Annotated in this window: 13 protein-coding genes, 8 tRNA genes and 2 rRNA genes; 21 read left to right on the top strand and 2 right to left on the bottom strand. The window is 31.3% G+C overall.

All coding sequences use genetic code 4. The annotated features are described in order from the left end of the window. The first annotated feature begins 1 nt into the window (after window position 1). The 7 genes from EXC38_RS02080 to EXC38_RS02050 all read left to right on the top strand — a co-directional run bounded on the left by EXC38_RS02080 (window position 2) and on the right by EXC38_RS02050 (window position 8394). Window positions 2-316: a hypothetical protein gene (locus EXC38_RS02080; RefSeq protein ID WP_004416906.1), complete on the top strand. Its 315-nt coding sequence runs from the start codon at window positions 2-4 to the stop codon at window positions 314-316. A 10-nt stretch (window positions 317-326) separates the two neighbouring features. Next, window positions 327-1076 carry a BC85_0335 family putative methyltransferase gene (locus EXC38_RS02075; protein ID WP_129694637.1) on the top strand — a complete coding sequence of 250 codons (750 nt, stop codon included), beginning with the start codon at window positions 327-329 and terminating at the stop codon, window positions 1074-1076. After that, window positions 1066-1536 (top strand): transcription elongation factor GreA, encoded by a 471-nt coding sequence (greA, locus tag EXC38_RS02070; RefSeq protein ID WP_004416908.1) that lies wholly within the window; start codon window positions 1066-1068, stop codon window positions 1534-1536. Before EXC38_RS02075 ends, greA begins: the two co-directional genes overlap by 11 nt. A 361-nt stretch (window positions 1537-1897) precedes the next feature. Continuing rightward, window positions 1898-3419: ribosomal RNA gene (locus EXC38_RS02065) — 16S ribosomal RNA — on the top strand. 182 nt (window positions 3420-3601) lie between these two features. Continuing rightward, window positions 3602-6500 (top strand): 23S ribosomal RNA (locus tag EXC38_RS02060). Together the 16S and 23S rRNA genes form the textbook arrangement of a ribosomal RNA operon. A gap of 162 nt (window positions 6501-6662) precedes the next feature. Next, window positions 6663-7199 (top strand): hypothetical protein, encoded by a 537-nt coding sequence (locus EXC38_RS02055; RefSeq protein ID WP_129694636.1) that lies wholly within the window; start codon window positions 6663-6665, stop codon window positions 7197-7199. 109 nt (window positions 7200-7308) lie between these two features. Continuing rightward, window positions 7309-8394, top strand: coding sequence for a M42 family metallopeptidase (locus EXC38_RS02050; RefSeq protein WP_129694635.1), 1086 nt, complete (start codon window positions 7309-7311; stop codon window positions 8392-8394). A 58-nt stretch (window positions 8395-8452) separates the two neighbouring features. Here the strand turns inward: EXC38_RS02050 and EXC38_RS02045 are convergent, their stop codons facing one another. Then, window positions 8453-9283 (bottom strand): hypothetical protein, encoded by an 831-nt coding sequence (locus tag EXC38_RS02045; protein ID WP_129694634.1) that lies wholly within the window; start codon window positions 9281-9283, stop codon window positions 8453-8455. A 193-nt stretch (window positions 9284-9476) separates the two neighbouring features. On the opposite strand from EXC38_RS02045, the gene EXC38_RS02040 reads away from it, so the two are divergent. The 13 genes from EXC38_RS02040 (at window position 9477) to EXC38_RS01980 (ending at window position 15893) form a co-directional block, all read left to right on the top strand. Beyond that, a complete protein-coding gene (locus tag EXC38_RS02040) occupies window positions 9477-10274 on the top strand; it encodes a tRNA1(Val) (adenine(37)-N6)-methyltransferase (protein WP_129694633.1) in 798 nt (265 codons plus the stop codon). Further along, entirely contained in the window at window positions 10267-11832 is a 1566-nt protein-coding gene (gene metG / locus EXC38_RS02035) for a methionine--tRNA ligase (protein ID WP_129694632.1), read from the top strand. Before EXC38_RS02040 ends, metG begins: the two co-directional genes overlap by 8 nt. Before the next feature lie 613 nt (window positions 11833-12445). Next, a complete protein-coding gene (gene obgE, locus EXC38_RS02030; RefSeq protein WP_004417462.1) occupies window positions 12446-13717 on the top strand; it encodes a GTPase ObgE in 1272 nt (423 codons plus the stop codon). Between the two features lie 64 nt (window positions 13718-13781). Then, window positions 13782-13858 (top strand) — tRNA-Pro (locus tag EXC38_RS02025). Window positions 13859-13863: 5 nt separating this feature from the next. Continuing rightward, window positions 13864-13940: transfer RNA gene (locus tag EXC38_RS02020), tRNA-Ala, on the top strand. A gap of 4 nt (window positions 13941-13944) precedes the next feature. Then, a tRNA-Met gene (locus tag EXC38_RS02015) sits at window positions 13945-14021 on the top strand. Between the two features lie 28 nt (window positions 14022-14049). Next, window positions 14050-14125: transfer RNA gene (locus EXC38_RS02010), tRNA-Ile, on the top strand. 2 nt (window positions 14126-14127) lie between these two features. After that, window positions 14128-14218: transfer RNA gene (locus EXC38_RS02005), tRNA-Ser, on the top strand. A 7-nt stretch (window positions 14219-14225) separates the two neighbouring features. Further along, window positions 14226-14301 (top strand) — tRNA-Met (locus EXC38_RS02000). Between the two features lies 1 nt (window position 14302). Next, a tRNA-Asp gene (locus EXC38_RS01995) sits at window positions 14303-14379 on the top strand. Window position 14380: 1 nt separating this feature from the next. Beyond that, window positions 14381-14456: transfer RNA gene (locus tag EXC38_RS01990), tRNA-Phe, on the top strand. A gap of 137 nt (window positions 14457-14593) precedes the next feature. Beyond that, window positions 14594-15397, top strand: coding sequence for a SemiSWEET family transporter (locus EXC38_RS01985; protein WP_129694631.1), 804 nt, complete (start codon window positions 14594-14596; stop codon window positions 15395-15397). A gap of 283 nt (window positions 15398-15680) precedes the next feature. Next, entirely contained in the window at window positions 15681-15893 is a 213-nt protein-coding gene (locus EXC38_RS01980) for a hypothetical protein (RefSeq protein WP_109246803.1), read from the top strand. A gap of 111 nt (window positions 15894-16004) precedes the next feature. On the opposite strand, the gene EXC38_RS01975 is transcribed toward EXC38_RS01980, so the two are convergent. After that, window positions 16005-16355, bottom strand: coding sequence for a YigZ family protein (locus EXC38_RS01975; RefSeq protein ID WP_129694630.1), 351 nt, complete (start codon window positions 16353-16355; stop codon window positions 16005-16007). Between the two features lie 35 nt (window positions 16356-16390). On the opposite strand from EXC38_RS01975, the gene EXC38_RS01970 reads away from it, so the two are divergent. Beyond that, window positions 16391-17287 carry an RluA family pseudouridine synthase gene (locus EXC38_RS01970; RefSeq protein ID WP_129694629.1) on the top strand — a complete coding sequence of 299 codons (897 nt, stop codon included), beginning with the start codon at window positions 16391-16393 and terminating at the stop codon, window positions 17285-17287. Window positions 17288-17305 lie beyond the last annotated feature (18 nt).

Genomic DNA, 17305 nt, shown 5'->3' with positions numbered 1-17305 from the left:
TATGGAAAATAATAAGAGAAACAAAATTTTGGTTTGTAGCCCTGAAAGAGAAATTATTTTAGAAGGTGACGAAAGACTTTGAGTTATTTTTGAAACCGAACAAAATGGTGAAAGATACCTTGTTTTAACAGACAAAGATGGAATAATTCTTACAAAAGAAGTTAATGACAAACTTGAACTAGTTGAAGACGAAGGCGAAGCATCAATTTTACTAGATATGTTAGATTCATTTTTAGAAGAAAATGAATTAATTGATGAAAATGGTAATTCATTCGAAAACGAATTATTTGAATACGAAGAGGAAATTGAAAATTAATAAGTAAAATATGTCAAATTTAAATCATGTTTCCTCAGTTTTTAATGGAGAAAGTAAACTTTCACATAATGTAAGATTAGGTTTAATAATTTCAATTGTTGTTGTTTTATTAATTGCTATTACCGTTTTAATTCTTAGTTTTTTATATAAAAAGAAAATGACAAAAAAATATTTGTCTCCTAATGAAGAATTAGAAAAAACAAAACTAGCTGAGAAGAATCCTAATTTTGGTATTGTTCTAAACGGGATTAAAAAGTTCTATAATAACAATACAAACGATTTTTTTACCTGCTTTGTTATTAATACAATTTATCTAAATGATTATAAGAATATTTACCTAGAAGATAATGATAATTATTTAGCACTATCAATTTCAAATTTAGCCAACCGCGATGTTATTTTTAATGGTCCTGTTAATGAAGGCATAAATAATAATATTAAGAAAGAATTTTCTGATTTAAGTTTTGAGAAAATCACTTTATCTAATAAAATTGAGAATATTTCTGAGTTAATTATTATGTTAAATTCATCAACACAATCATTGGAAGCATTAATTAAAAGTAAAATTAATTTTCTTACCGAAAATGGAATAATTATTATTAATAATGATTACCAATATAAAACAAAAACAATTAAAGAAGCAGCCTTAATATTTAATTTACGTTATGAAACATTAAAATTCAAGAATAAAAGTGTTATACTTTTAGCAAAAAATAACATAAAAGAAATTGTTGAAGAAGGAGAAAAAAATGGAAGATAAAAAAATTTACTTAACAAAAGAAAGTTTGGAACAATATAAGAAAAGACTAACTTATTTACAAGAAGAAGCTAGACCTTTAGTTATCGAAGAAATTAAAGAAGCAAGAAATCAAGGTGACTTATCAGAAAACGCTGAATACGATGCCGCTCGTGATAAACAAGCTGCTATTGAGAATGAAATTTTAGAAATTCAACATATTTTAGAAAATGTTGTAATTATCGATGAAGATACTTCAGGTTCACATATTGTTAAAATTGGTTCAACAGTTAAAGCTTTAAATTTAAAAAATAAAGAAGTTTTAACAGTTACAATTGTTGGGGCATTAGATGCCGACCCATTTAGTGGAAAAATTTCAAACACTTCTCCTTTAGCAAAAGCAATTTTAGGCCATAAAGTTGATGAAACTGTTGAAGTTGAGGCCGCTCCAAAATATAAAGTTAAAATCGAATCAATTATGTAATATTATTTCTTTACTTTAAGGTTTTTATAATAATTTAAAAACCCTAAAAATTGCCATATATATAATATATATAATATAAATAAAAAATTAGACTGATAATAATCTAAAAGGCTAAAAGGCAAAACTGCCTTTTTTTATTTTATTTTTATAAATAAATAATAAAAATGCTATATAATTAAACAGTACTTATTTTAATGCTTGACTTTTATAAAAAAAATATTAATTTTTTAAAACAAAAATTTAAAATAGTGTATACTTCTAAAAGTGCACATTTTTTTGTGCCATAGATAGTTCTTTGAAAACTGGATACGAATACCATAACGTCAATTTTAATTTTAAATAACATATAATAACCAAATCAAATTTTAAGAGTTTGATCCTGGCTCAGGATGAACGCTGGCTGTGTGCCTAATACATGCATGTCGAGCGAGGTTCTTTTGAACCTAGCGGCGAATGGGTGAGTAACACGTGCTTAATCTACCCTTTAGATTGGAATACCCAATGGAAACATTGGCTAATGCCGGATACGCATGGAATCGCATGATTCCGTTGTGAAAGGAGCCCTTAAAGCTCCGCTAGAGGATGAGGGTGCGGAACATTAGTTAGTTGGTAGGGTAATGGCCTACCAAGACTATGATGTTTAGCCGGGTCGAGAGACTGAACGGCCACATTGGGACTGAGATACGGCCCAAACTCCTACGGGAGGCAGCAGTAGGGAATATTCCACAATGAGCGAAAGCTTGATGGAGCAACACAGCGTGCACGATGAAGGTCTTCGGATTGTAAAGTGCTGTTATAGGGAAAGAACACCTGGTTGAGGAAATGCTTCCAGGCTGACGGTACCCTGTCAGAAAGCGATGGCTAACTATGTGCCAGCAGCCGCGGTAATACATAGGTCGCAAGCGTTATCCGGAATTATTGGGCGTAAAGCGTTCGTAGGCTGTTTATTAAGTCTGGAGTCAAATCCCAGGGCTCAACCCTGGCTCGCTTTGGATACTGGTAAACTAGAGTTAGATAGAGGTAAGCGGAATTCCATGTGAAGCGGTGAAATGCGTAGATATATGGAAGAACACCAAAGGCGAAGGCAGCTTACTGGGTCTATACTGACGCTGAGGGACGAAAGCGTGGGGAGCAAACAGGATTAGATACCCTGGTAGTCCACGCCGTAAACGATGATCATTAGTCGGTGGAGAGTTCACTGACGCAGCTAACGCATTAAATGATCCGCCTGAGTAGTATGCTCGCAAGAGTGAAACTTAAAGGAATTGACGGGGACCCGCACAAGCGGTGGAGCATGTGGTTTAATTTGAAGATACGCGGAGAACCTTACCCACTCTTGACATCCTTCGCAATGCTATAGAGATATAGCGGAGGTTAACGGAGTGACAGATGGTGCATGGTTGTCGTCAGCTCGTGTCGTGAGATGTTTGGTCAAGTCCTGCAACGAGCGCAACCCCTATCTTTAGTTACTAACGAGTCATGTCGAGGACTCTAGAGATACTGCCTGGGTAACTGGGAGGAAGGTGGGGATGACGTCAAATCATCATGCCTCTTACGAGTGGGGCAACACACGTGCTACAATGGTCGGTACAAAGAGAAGCAATATGGCGACATGGAGCAAATCTCAAAAAGCCGATCTCAGTTCGGATTGGAGTCTGCAATTCGACTCCATGAAGTCGGAATCGCTAGTAATCGCAGATCAGCTACGCTGCGGTGAATACGTTCTCGGGTCTTGTACACACCGCCCGTCACACCATGGGAGCTGGTAATACCCAAAGTCGGTTAGCTAACCTCGGAGGCGACCGCCTAAGGTAGGACTGGTGACTGGGGTGAAGTCGTAACAAGGTATCCCTACGAGAACGTGGGGATGGATCACCTCCTTTCATACGGAGTACATAAATGTTATGGAAAAATTATTTGTATCCAGTTTTGAGAGACCTATCTCTCAATTTGTTCTTTGAAAACTGAATATCGACATTGAAAAATTAAATTTATTAATATTTCAAAGTTTAGATCAACCTATAGAATATATCATACAATAGACAAACAATAGGTCTTATACTACTATTAAACAAGATAAGAGTTTTTGGTGGATGCCTTGGGTCTGGAAGTCGATGAAGGACGTGATTACCTGCGATAAGCCTCGGTTAGCTGGAAATGAGCTGTGATCCGGGGATTTCCGAATGGGGAAACCTAATTGAGCTAATCCTCAATTATCATATCGATGAATACATAGTCGAATGAAGAGACACGCTGTGAATTGAAACATCTCAGTAGCAGCAGGAAGAGAAAATAAAGAATGATTCCCTCAGTAGTGGCGAGCGAACGGGGAAGAGCCCAAACCAACATTCGTTGTTGGGGTTATAGGACTACATTTTAGAGTTACAAAATTTACATATAGCAGAATAAGTTGGAATGCTTAAACATAGAGGGTGAAATTCCCGTAAGCGAAATGTGTAGATCTCTTTGTAGTATCCTGAGTAGGGCGGGGCACGTGAAACCCTGTCTGAATTTGCCGGGACCACCCGGTAAGGCTAAATACTAACCAGACACCGATAGTGAACTAGTACCGTGAGGGAAAGGTGAAAAGAACCCCGGGAGGGGAGTGAAATAGATTCTGAAACCAATTACTTACAGTTAGTCAGAGCCCGTTAATGGGTGATGGCGTACATCTTGCAGAATGGACCGGCGAGTTATGTCAACATGCGAGGTTAAGTGGATTAAAGCGAAGCCGTAGAGAAATCGAGTCTTAATAGGGCGCTTAGTATGTTGATATAGACCCGAAACCAGGTGATCTACCCATGAGCAGGTTGAAACTTAGGTAACACTAAGTGGAGGACCGAACCGTAGTACGCTAAAAAGTGCCCGGATGACTTGTGGGTAGGGGTGAAATTCCAATCGAACTTGGAGATAGCTGGTTCTCTCCGAAATAGCTTTAGGGCTAGCGTGTAGTGTTAAGTGATGGGGGTAGAGCACTGAATATGGAATGGCGGCGCCTAGCTGTACTGACTATAATCAAACTCCGAATACTATCATGAATTGCTATGCAGTCGGTACATCGGTGATAACGTCGATGCACGCGAGGGGAACAACCCAGATCGTCAGCTAAGGTCCCAAAATTGTGTTAAGTGAGAAAGGTTGTGGAGTTTCTTAAACAGCTAGGATGTTGGCTTAGAAGCAGCCATCGTTTAAAGAGTGCGTAATAGCTCACTAGTCGAGATACTCTGTGCCGATAATTCAACGGGACTAAAACACAATACCGAAGCTACGGGCATGAAAATGCGTTAGGAGAGCGTTGTAAGGGCATTGAAGCCAGACTGTGAAGACTGGTGGAGCGCTTACAAGTGAGAATGCCGGTATGAGTAACGATTCAGAGTGAGAATCTCTGACGCCTATTGGGGAAGGTTTCCTGGGCAAGGTTCGTCCACCCAGGGTTAGTCGGGTCCTAAGACGAGGCCGAAAGGCGTAGCCGATGGACAACAGGTTAATATTCCTGTACTTTCTATAAATGTGATGGAGTGACGGGGGAGGATAGCACTACCACTTATTGGATTGTGGGGTAAATAGTGACTGGGTTATGTAGGCAAATCCGCATAACTTAACCGGGAGCTATGATGCATAGTGAAAGGGCAACTAAGTAGCGAATTGGATGATTCCATACCTCTTAAAAAAGCTTCTAACATATAGTTTATGGAAACCCGTACCGAGAACGGACACACGTCCCCAAGATGAGTATTCTAAGGCGAGCGAGAAAACCAATGTCAAGGAACTCTGCAAATTCATCCCGTAAGTTCGCAAGAAGGGATGCCCACCCTAAAAAGTGGGCCGCAGTGAATAGTAAGGGGGAACTGTTTATCAAAAACACAGCTCTATGCTAAGTCGTAAGACGATGTATATGGGGTGACTCCTGCCCAGTGCCCGAAGGTTAAGCAAAGGTGTTAGCTTTAGCGAAGCATTGATGTGAAGCCCGGGTGAACGGCGGCCGTAACTATAACGGTCCTAAGGTAGCGAAATTCCTTGTCGGCTAAATACTGACCTGCACGAAAGGAGTAATTATCTCTTAACTGTCTCGACATTGGACTCGGTGAAATTATGGTTCCGGCGAAGACGCCGGAGACCCGCATCTAGACGAAAAGACCCCGTGGAGCTTTACTATAACTTCATATTGGAGTTTGATTTAACTTGTGTAGGATAGGTGGGAGACTATGATGCTTGAACGCTAGTTCAAGTGGAGTCAACGTTGAAATACCACCCTTGTTACGTTGAACTTCTAACTTGTTACCATGATCTGGTAAGAGGACAGTGTGTGGTGGGTAGTTTGACTGGGGCGGTCGCCTCCTAAAGGGTAACGGAGGCGTTCAAAGTTACACTCAATACGGTCAGAAACCGTATCAAAGAGCATAAAGGTAGAAGTGTGATTGACTGTGAGACCTACAAGTCGAGCAGGTGCGAAAGCAGGACTTAGTGATCCGGCGGTTCTTCGTGGAAAGGCCGTCGCTCAACGGATAAAAGCTACCCCGGGGATAACAGGCTTATCTTTCCCAAGAGATCACATCGACGGGAAGGTTTGGCACCTCGATGTCGGCTCATCGCATCCTGGAGCTGGAGTCGGTTCCAAGGGTTGGGCTGTTCGCCCATTAAAGCGGTACGCGAGCTGGGTTCAAAACGTCGTGAGACAGTTTGGTTCCTATCTGATGTGGGCGTTGGAATATTGATGAGAGCTACTCTTAGTACGAGAGGACCGGAGTGGACGTACCGATGGTGTGCCAGTTGTTCCGCCAGGAGCATAGCTGGGTAGCCAAGTACGGCAGGGATAACCGCTGAAAGCATCTAAGCGGGAAGCCCCCTCAAAGATGAGTATTCCCTATTAAATTCCTTATAGACTATGAGGTTGATAGGCTGGAGGTGTAAGTACAGTAATGTATTCAGCTGACCAGTACTAATAAATTGATTGGTTTAATAGTGATTCTATAGAAGTAATCTAAAAGATAATCGATATTCAGTTTTCAGAGAACGAAATTAAGAGCCAATTTAGGCTCTTTTTTCTTTTATTATTTTTAAATAAATAAATTTAAATAGAAAAGATGTAGAATAAAAAAATAATTATTAAATAAAGGAACATAATTATGAATATAAAAAATTATAAGAAATTATTTTTCAGTTTTGATTTATTACTAAACATAGTTTTCTTTTTATCATTATTTTTTATTTTTGTTTATATAATCTGAGCAAAAAATTATAATAAACAATTTGAAGACACAGGTTCAATGCCGTTATTATATATGAAATATATAAATTGAAGACATTTATATCCAATTTCTTTTTCATTAATTTATTTGTCTATTTTCATGTTACAGTTTACAAAATTTGTTATTCTATTAAGAAATAAGAATGGCTTTCTAAAAAGTTCATTTCCAATATTTTTTATTAATAAAATTAATATATTAAACAGCAATTTAAAAATTAATAAAACAAACTTTATTGCTTTTTTTGTTATTTTAAATATTTCTTTATTATCTATTTTAATATCAGTAATTTTTAATATTATTTCTGATAGGGTTTATTGAAGTTTTATTGTTTTTATTATTTACTTTGTAACAATTATGGTGTGTTATATTCCGATTACAATTTATTTTCATAAAAAAGATATTACAATTAATTAGGCAAAAATTTGTCTAATTTTTTGTTAAAAATATAAAAAAACATAATCTAACTTAATTTGTTAAAATTTATGTATTAATTTAAATATTATTAAAAAGGGGTTTAAAAATTATGGATAAAAAAGAATTATTTAAAAATAGATTAATTAAATACATGGAAATCGAGGCAATGTCTCGTTATGAAGAACCTGTCGTAAATGAATTAAAATCGTCATTAAAAAACTTTAATTTTGAAGTAAGTCGTGATAATCTAGGATCAGTTATTTTTAGAAAAAAATCAAGAAATCCTAATGCACCAAGAGTTATGATTGCTGCCCACATGGATGAAGTGGGCTTTATGGTACGTAATATTGATAAAAAAGGTCAATTACTTTTATCACCAGTTGGAGGTATATGACCTTCTTCTGTAATTGGTACAAAAGCTAAATTAGTTACAGATAATGGCAAGACATTTTTAGGATTATTTGGTCATACAAGTATTCATATTATGCAAGAAAATGAAATATCAAAAGCAATTACTAATAACGAATTATATGCAGACTTTGGCTTTAAATCAGATGAAGATGCAAAAGAACAAGGTGCTGGTGTTGGTGATTTAGTTTATATGTCAGGTGAAACAGTTTTATTTAATGATCCAAACTTAATTGGTGGAAAAGCTATGGATAATAGAGCTGGCGTTACAGTTTTAGAATATGTAGCTAAGGAAATTGCCAATAAAGATTTAGATGTTGATTTATATTTAGTTGGTACCGTTCAAGAAGAAGTAGGAACAAGAGGAGCTAGAACTAGTGTTTCTTTAATTAAACCAAATATAGCGATTGCATTAGATACATGTGCATTTCATGATACTCCAAATACCATTCCGGGCAATACTTCACTATACAAAGGTGCCGCTTTAAGAATTAAAGACCGTGGTACAATGATGGATCCAAAATTAGTTAAAGAATTTCAAAACATATCAAGCAAATACAACATTCCTTCATATAAATTTGTAGCAATGGGCGGTGGTACAGATGCTCACGAATTACAATTTGCTCATGGTGGAGCTGCTACTTTAACAATTTCTTTACCACAAAGATATTTACATAGTCCTATTGGAGTTTGTGCTATTTCTGATTTAATGGCTGCGGGGGATTTATTAATCAATTTTCTTCAAGATTTTAGTGCAAATAAGTGAGAAGAAATTAAATATAACTAATCATAAAAGAATGTTAAAAAGATGCGAGTTAGACTCACATCTTATTTTATTTATTGATTTAATCTTGATAAGAAAAAGCAATTAAGAAAGCTGAAACGTAAATAAATCTATTTAAATTTTTTCTATTAATTAATAATATAGTCATAACTTTTATAATATAAGAAACAAAGAAAATTATTGGCATTGCAAATATTGTTATTATTAGTTCATTTCATCCTAGATGTATAAAAATATCAAGAATGCTTAATATTAATGAGGTTAAAACCATTATTAAGAATGTTAAGGTAATTCACATTAAATTAATTGAAGAAATAAAAGCTACTTTTTTATCTGAAATTTTTGTAAATAATAAAGGAATTAGAATATCATCAAATAAAATATTTTTAAATAGAATAAAACCTGAAATTATGCAAATAATATTTTGTGCTCAACTAAAGTATAAACCGATATAGTTTACTAATAAACTAAAACCAATGGCAAGAAAATATAAAAAATTAAATAATATATTTATTCAAAATTGTGTCTTTAATAAATGAGAAATTTTTTGTTTTTCGTTATTTTTTCTAATTAAATAACTGCCTATTGAATGTTTATTATTATCTTTCAAAAAATCGCTTGATTTTAATAAATTATTAGTTAAAGGAACTAAAATTAAAAATAATGTAATAAAGCTTAAAAACAAAATTACAATTTTTGAAACTAAATAGAAACTGACTTGCTCTTTAGAAAACAAAAATGATGAAAATACAATAATATCGAAAATTAAAAATAAATAAAATACTAATTTAATTATTAAACTTAAAAATAAAGTAACGTTTCTTTTCTTACTTTTTTTACCGTAAAATAATATAGTACTTAATAATGACGGTGAAACATTTGAATTAATCATTTATTTTTTACACTCCTAATTCTTTTATACTTCAAATTTTAATACAACGATAAGAAAAAAATAATTTTATTTTTTAAAAGTTATTAAAAAATTCAAAATTTATTTAAATTTATTTTAAAAGTAAAGTTGATTCTATGACTAAATTTATTAACAAATTTAACTTTTAAAAATAATTAATTTATAATTAATTAATATGAAAAAAATGGGTGTTTTTAAGAATAATTTGGGATATGGTAATGATCTTTTTGTTTATCAAGACAAAGAGATGTTTAACTATTCAGTTGATACTATTTTATTAGGAAATTTTGTTTCTATTAATCGAAATGTTTCGAATATTTTAGAAGTGGGAACAAATAATGGTGCCTTATCAATTTTTATGGCAGCAAGATCGGAAAAAATAAAAATTGATGCAGTTGAAATTCAAGAAAAGGCTGTTTTATTAGCAAGAAAAAATGTTTCATTGAATAATTTTGATGATCAAATAAATGTTATTTCTGCTGATTTTAAAGATTATGCTAAGGATTATGCTTATAAATGTGGAAATAAACAAGCTAAAAAATATTCTTTAATTGTTGCTAATCCGCCATATTACAATGAAAACTTTAATCAAGTAAGAAAAACTGGCACTTATGAACAAAAATTAGCGACACATGAAATTAATTTAGATTTAGAAACACTAGTTTCATTATCATCAAAAATTATTGAACAAAAAGGTTATTTTAGTGTTGTTCTTCCAATGGCACGATATATTGATTTAATTTGTTTATTAAGAAAATATAATTTTGAACCCAAACGAATTCAATTAGTATTTACAAGAACCAACTCACAGCCAAAATTTTGTTTAGTTGAATCAAGATTTAATTCAGGATGAGGAACATTTTTTGAACCAAATATTTATTTACACAATGATGATATTAATGATCATTCATATCGTATAGAAACGCAAAAACTTTATGTTCCAATAAAAGAAAAGGAGAAAAATAATGAATAATAAACAAAAAACTTTTTATATAACAACACCTATTTATTATCCAAGTGGTAATTTACATATTGGTCATTTATTAACTACTACTTTAGCATGAGTTTATAAAAATTATAAAAATAGTCAAGGATATAAAACATTTTTTGCAACTGGCATTGATGAACATGGACAAAAAATACAAAAGAAAGCAGAAGAAAATAATTTAGATCCACAGTTATATGTTGATAAGCAGTCAGAAAAGTTTATTGATTTATGGAAACTTTTAAAAATAGATTATGACTTTTATAGCCGTACAACAAATAAAAATCATGAAAAAACTGTTTTAAAAGTATTTGAAAAAATGTATCAAAACGGCTATATTTTTAAGGATAAATATATTGGTTTATATTCAGTTAGTGATGAAGAATTTTTAACACAGAGTCAGGCTGTTTTTAAAGATGGTAAATATTACCATCCAACTTCAAATCATCAACTTCAAGAAATTGAAGAAGAAAGTTATTTCTTTAATATGAAAAAAATGGAGCCTTGAATAAAAAGTTTCTTTGAAAATAATCTTTCCTTCTTAACTAATAAAAACATTGAAAAAGAATTAAATAATAACTTTTTAGAAAAAGGACTAGAAGACTTATCTGTTACGAGAATTTCTTTTGATTGGGGTATAAAAGTTCCTAAAGAAAAATACAATGATGAAAAACAACATGTTATTTATGTTTGATTAGATGCACTATTTAGTTATTTAACTGCTCTAGGCTTCGAGGAAGAAAATGACCAAAATTATCAAGACTTTTGAGTAAATGGCGACGAAAGAATTCATGTTTTAGCTAAAGAAATTTCGCGTTTTCATGCTATTTATTGACCAATATTTTTAGAGGCTATTGGTGTTAATAAACCAACAAGAGAAGTTGTTCATTCTTGAATTATTACTCCAGAAGGAAAAATGTCTAAATCTAAAGGAAATATTATTGAACCAATTCCACTTGTTACAAAATATGGTGCTGAAGAAGTAAAATATTTCTTTAGTTCACAAGTTAATATTGACAATGACTTTTCTTTTAGTGAAGATTTATTAATAAATGTGCTTAATGCTGATTTAGCTAATAATTTTGGTAACTTGGTTAATAGAACAATCAAAATGATTAATCAAAACTTTGTAAATGGAACTACTTTTAAAGAAAAAGATTTACAAGATATTGATAAAGATATTCTTAATTCACTTCAAATTTATTATGAAAATTACAAAAATGAATTTGACAATTTCCACGCTGATAAAGCTTTTAAGATTGCAATTAATTTATCTTCAAAATTAAATGAATACATCGATCTAACAAAACCATGATTATTAAAAGAAGATTTAGTTAGATTAAATTGCGTTTTAAATACTTTATTAAACGGAATTTATGTTATCAATTTAATGTTATCAGTGGTATTACCAGAAAAAACTAATAAAATTTTAGGCTTTATTAAACAATATAAAAACCACCATTCTTTAATAAACAAATTTGATAAATTTGATAATTTATCACCCCAAGCAGACGAAATTTTATTTTCAAGAATTATTAAGAAGTAATTATGAACACGATTTTTGTGTAAAAAATGCACAAATGTACAATAAAAAAATAAAATGTATAATGCTTGTGAAAATTAACTATAATAAATTTGATACAAATTAAAATAACAAAAGTTATAGGAACAATTTAATATAGAAAAAAACTTAGTATTTAAGTGTAATAATTGGTATTTTTTTTAATAGTTTCTCTTTTATTTAAGCTCCTTTATTTCCCTTTAAAAAAGATTTTTCTTTTAAAACTATAAAACATTTTCACCTTATTTTCAGGGGTTAAAATTATTTGAGGTGAAATGTATAAACGTTTTTCGAACTTTAAAAAATAGTATCGGTATTAATTATTGAAAAGCTCACAATATCTTACTTAAATGAAAAAACTTATTTATTTTTATCAAAAAAATATTTTCAGATTATTTTTTCTATATTGTCCGATTTGTATCAGTGTTCGCTAAAAAATAAAATCTTAATAACTTACTATTATAAAAACCAGTTCATATAATTCGGAATATCTTAAAATAATCAAAGCATTTTATAGGTGCTTTGATTTTTTATCATTTTAATTTGATATATAAAATTTCTATAAATTAAATTTATAGATTTTTGGTAAAATAAACACATGAAATTTATAGACGAAGTTGATATATTAGTAATAGCTGGTAAAGGCGGAGACGGAATAATTAGTTTTCGCCGTGAGGCTAATGTTGATAAAGGTGGTCCAGATGGTGGTGATGGTGGAAATGGAGGTTCAGTCTATTTTCAAGGCGACCCTGGCCAAAACACATTATTACCTTTTTATTATCAAAATAAAATTGTTGCTGAACCTGGCGAAAATGGAAAACCTAAAAATGCTTTTGGAAGAGGCGGTGAAGATTTAGTTGTTAAAGTACCTTTAGGAACTATGGTTTATAAAGATGGGCAACTAATTGCTGATGTTATTTCTGAAGAAAAGTATTTAATTGCTAAAGGCGGAAAGGGTGGAAAAGGAAACCTAAGATTTAAATCTTCAAGAAATACCGCTCCAAGAATTTGTGAAAATGGTACACCTGGTGAAAAAATGGACCTTCATTTAACATTAAAGGTTTTAGCTGATGTTGGTTTTGTTGGTAAACCTAGTGCCGGAAAAAGTACAATTCTATCGCAAATATCTAATGCAAAACCTAAGATTGCTGATTATGATTTTACAACATTAGTTCCTCAGTTAGGACTTGTAAAATATTATGAAAACAATTTTGTAGTTGCTGATTTACCAGGACTTATTGAAAAAGCCTCAGAAGGAAGAGGGTTAGGAATTCAATTTTTAAAACATATTGAAAGATGTAGGGTTATTTGTCATATCATTGACTTTGGAGATGAAAATAAGGATCCGATTAATGATTATGAAATTATTAACAATGAATTGAAATCGTATAACTTAAAATTAGAAAAATTACCACAAGTTATTGTGGCTAATAAATCGGATTTAGAAAGTTATGATATTCATGTTAAAGAATTTAAAGAAAAATACCCAAACTTAATATTGATTGAAAATTCTGCTTTAGTAGACTCTCATATTGATGAAATTAAAAAAGTTTTATGAAATACATTACAAATTTCAAAACAAAACGTAATTGACGAATTAAAAGAATCAGAAGAAGTTGTTGTTATTACATTAGATAAAAAACCAATTGAAATAGTTAAATTATCAGATGACACTTATGAAATTATTGGTGATGATGTTTATAAGGTATATGATAAGATTCCTGTCATTTCTTTAGATAACTTATGAAGATTTAATGCTAAATTAAAATCATTAGGTGTTTTTGAGTTAATTAAAAACTCAAAAGTTAAAGATGGTGATACTATTAAAATTAGAGATTATGAGTTTGTTTGAAATAGTGAAGATTTTTAAAAAAAATTTTAATTATTTAAAAAATAATATATAATAATTAAGCATTTAAGCAAAAATTGTGCGTGGAGAAGTAGCTCAGCTTGGTAGAGCACTTGACTTGGGCTCAAGCGGTCGCAGGTTCGAATCCTGTCTTCTTCACCATTTATGGGGGGGTAGCTCACCTGGCCAGAGCGCCTGCCTTGCACGCAGGAGGTAGAGGGTTCGAGTCCCTTCCTCTCCACCATTATGGCATTGTAGCTCAGTTGGTTAGAGCGTCCGGTTCATACCCGGAAGGTCAAGAGTTCGACTCTCTTCGGTGCTACCAAATGTAAAACCCAATAGGGATTTTTTAAGGACCCATAGCTCAATGGTTAGAGCAACCGGCTCATAACCGGTCGGTTACAGGTTCGAGTCCTGTTGGGTCCACCAGTGGGCAATTACCCAAGAGGCTGAAGGGAGCAGTCTTGAAAACTGCCAGGGGCTTCACGGCCCGCGGGGGTTCAAATCCCTCATTGCCCGCCATTTATATAGCGGAGTAGAGCAGGCGGCAGCTCGTTGGGCTCATAACCCAAAGGTCATTGGTTCGATTCCAATCTCCGCAACCACGGTCCAGTGGTAAAGTGGTTTAATACGCTTCCCTGTCACGGAAGAGATCGCGGGTTCAATTCCCGTCTGGACCGCCATGGCTCTGTAGCTCAGTTGGTAGAGCAACGGACTGAAGCTCCGTGTGTCGCTGGTTCGATTCCTGCCGGAGCCACCATTTCAGAAATGACTTAACACCGCAAGGTGTTTTTTTATTTGTTTTTAACCTTATTTTTAATTATTTTTTATTTAAAAAATAATAAATAAATCAGTTTTATTAATTATAAAAAAAGTAATAATGTATAATTGTTAATTATGAATACGTTAGAGATTTTTATCCAGTTTTTTGGAGCACTTGGATCAATAGCAACTATCTTATTAGGAGTTCCACAATTAATTAGATTAATAAAAACTAAAAAGGCTGAAAATGTAAATTATTATTCATTTTGAATTTTTTACTTAGGTATCATTGTTTGAATTATTTATGGAGTTTTTACCCCAAATGAAAACGGTTGATATATTTTCTTGGCCAACCTATTCTGTTCATTTATTTATGCTTTTACAATGTTTTTCTTATATTACTATAATTATAAACTATCTAAAAAACAAAAAGGTTATGCAACTTTAGCAATTGCAATTTCAGAACTATTAGTATTTGCATTTTTTGTTGTTTTCTTTTTTATTGTACATCAAAAGCTTCACTATGGAATGTTTTATCCAGTGGACCCGACAACAAAAGTTTATATTGGTAAAATTGCCGTTTTTGACAAAACAACATCATTAATTATCGGATTAATTACCCCAGCTTGCACAACATTAGCGTTTACTCCACAATTAATTAATGGATTTAAGACAAAGAATTTTAATGGATTAAGCCCATGAATGCCATTTTTATTCTTAATTAACAATACATTTTGAATTTTCTTTTTTAGTTTAAGTATTGCTAGAGCAAAACAAATTGGAACTGAATCAGAGTTAGCAACATTAAATGCATTAATTGGTGCTTTAACATGACAAATTATTTCAACGATTGTATATACAGTTCAATTCTCATTTATATTGTCTTATGAAATAAAGATGAAAAAGCAAAAACAACAAAAGCAAATAGCAACATTATAGAACTTAAAAACAAGGTAAAAAAGCCTTGTTTTTAAGTGCAAAAACAGTCAAAATGTCAAAAATTAAACAAAAAACCGTCATTTATTATTTTAGGTGTAGTTTTTACAATATCTATATCATTTTTTATTTTATTTGCAGTTTAATCATATTATTTAAGTTCTTCAAAAAACTTATTTTTTTCACAAGATGAAACTTTAGTTAAATTTATTAAATTTTTTGCTTTTGAAGGTGATGATCTTGAAAGCGCTAGAAAGGTCGCATTTGATTTTTTACTTTTTTATGCTTGGGATCTTTAAGTATTGTTATTGCAAATACGTTCGATACTGTTAGATTATATAATTTAAAAGGAATTTCTCTAACTGAAGAAAATTTAGAAATTGTTAGAGGAAATAACATTAATAAAATTAATTATAATGATATTGAAAATGTAAAATTAAGTAAATCTGGAGGTGTAACAATAAAATCTAAAAATAAATTTTTCCGTTTTAAATTTTAAATTATTTGAAACTGAAAAATTCAAACAAAATTTAATTGCTAAAACAAAAAATATTTAAATATTATTTGATTAAAATTAAGCCCCCTTTTTTTATAAGAGGGCTTAATTTTTTTAATCATTATCAAAAAGCAATTTAGCGGCTTGTAAATAGGTTCTTAATAAGTTACTTTTTCCTAATTCAATACCACCAAAATAACGAATTATTACTAATAACTTATTCTCTAAATTTTTACTATTTAGAAAAGTATAAAGAGGTATTCCTGCCACACCTTTAGGTTCGCGATCATCGGTGTAGCCATTAATAATCACATTATCATTTTTTATAATATATGCATAGACAATATGTCTCGCTTTTTTATGTTCTTTTCAAAGAGATTCTATGATTATTTTTACATCTTCTTTTGAATTTACGTCAAATAATAACGGTATAAACTTTGATTTTTTGATTTCCAAAATCTTCATTTTATTATTATAACATTTGTTATAATTTTAAAATTATGTTAAAACTAATTGTTAATTATTCTGAACGAATTGATAAATATATTACAAATAATTCTTCAATAACTAGAAATGATATTCAGGAATTGATTAAAGAAGGTGCTGTTTTTGTTAATGGTACTAAAATCAATAAGAATAAGTTTGTAGTCAAAGAAAATGATGAGATTAAAGTTATTAAAGTTATAGATAAACAAATTAATGTTGAGGAACAAAAAATTGAGCTTGATATTATTTATGAAAATGAAGATTATTTGGTAATTAACAAACCATCTGGTTTGGTCGTTCATCCCGCTCCAGGACATCGTGATAATACTTTAGTAAATGGTCTTATGTATCATTTTAAAAATAACTTGAGTAATGTCAATGGTCTTTTAAGAATGGGCGTTGTTCATCGAATTGACAAAGATACAAGTGGCTTGCTAATTATTGCGAAAAACAATCCAACACATAATTATTTTGCATCTTTATTAAAAGAACATAAGATTGATCGTACTTATTTAGCAATAGTTGATGGAAAAATTGCAAATAAAAAAATGCATATTGATTTACCAATAGGTCGAGATATTAAGAATCGTCAAAAATATGCTGTTACTGAACAAAACTCAAAAAATGCTTATACAATGGTTGAAGTTATTAAATATTTAAAAATTGATAATAAAGATAAAACTCTAGTTAAATGCAATTTAAAAACAGGAAGAACACACCAAATTAGAGTTCATTTAAACTATATTAAGCATCCAGTTTATGGAGACCCAATTTATAATAAGAAAGTTGATGAATTTAATCAAAGATTACACGCAGTTTCACTTGATTTTATTGATAATAAAGGAAGCAAAGTTCATTTCGAAGCACCAATTCCTGAAATTATGTTAAGAGAAATTGAACAATTTAAATAATGTAATTATTAGTATATA

It is taken from the genome of Mycoplasmopsis arginini (genome assembly GCF_900660725.1).
Taxonomy (GTDB): domain Bacteria; phylum Bacillota_I; class Bacilli_A; order Mycoplasmatales; family Metamycoplasmataceae; genus Metamycoplasma; species Metamycoplasma arginini.
The sequence above is the reverse complement of the archived record's forward strand: the minus strand, read 5'-3'. Positions and strand labels throughout refer to the sequence as shown.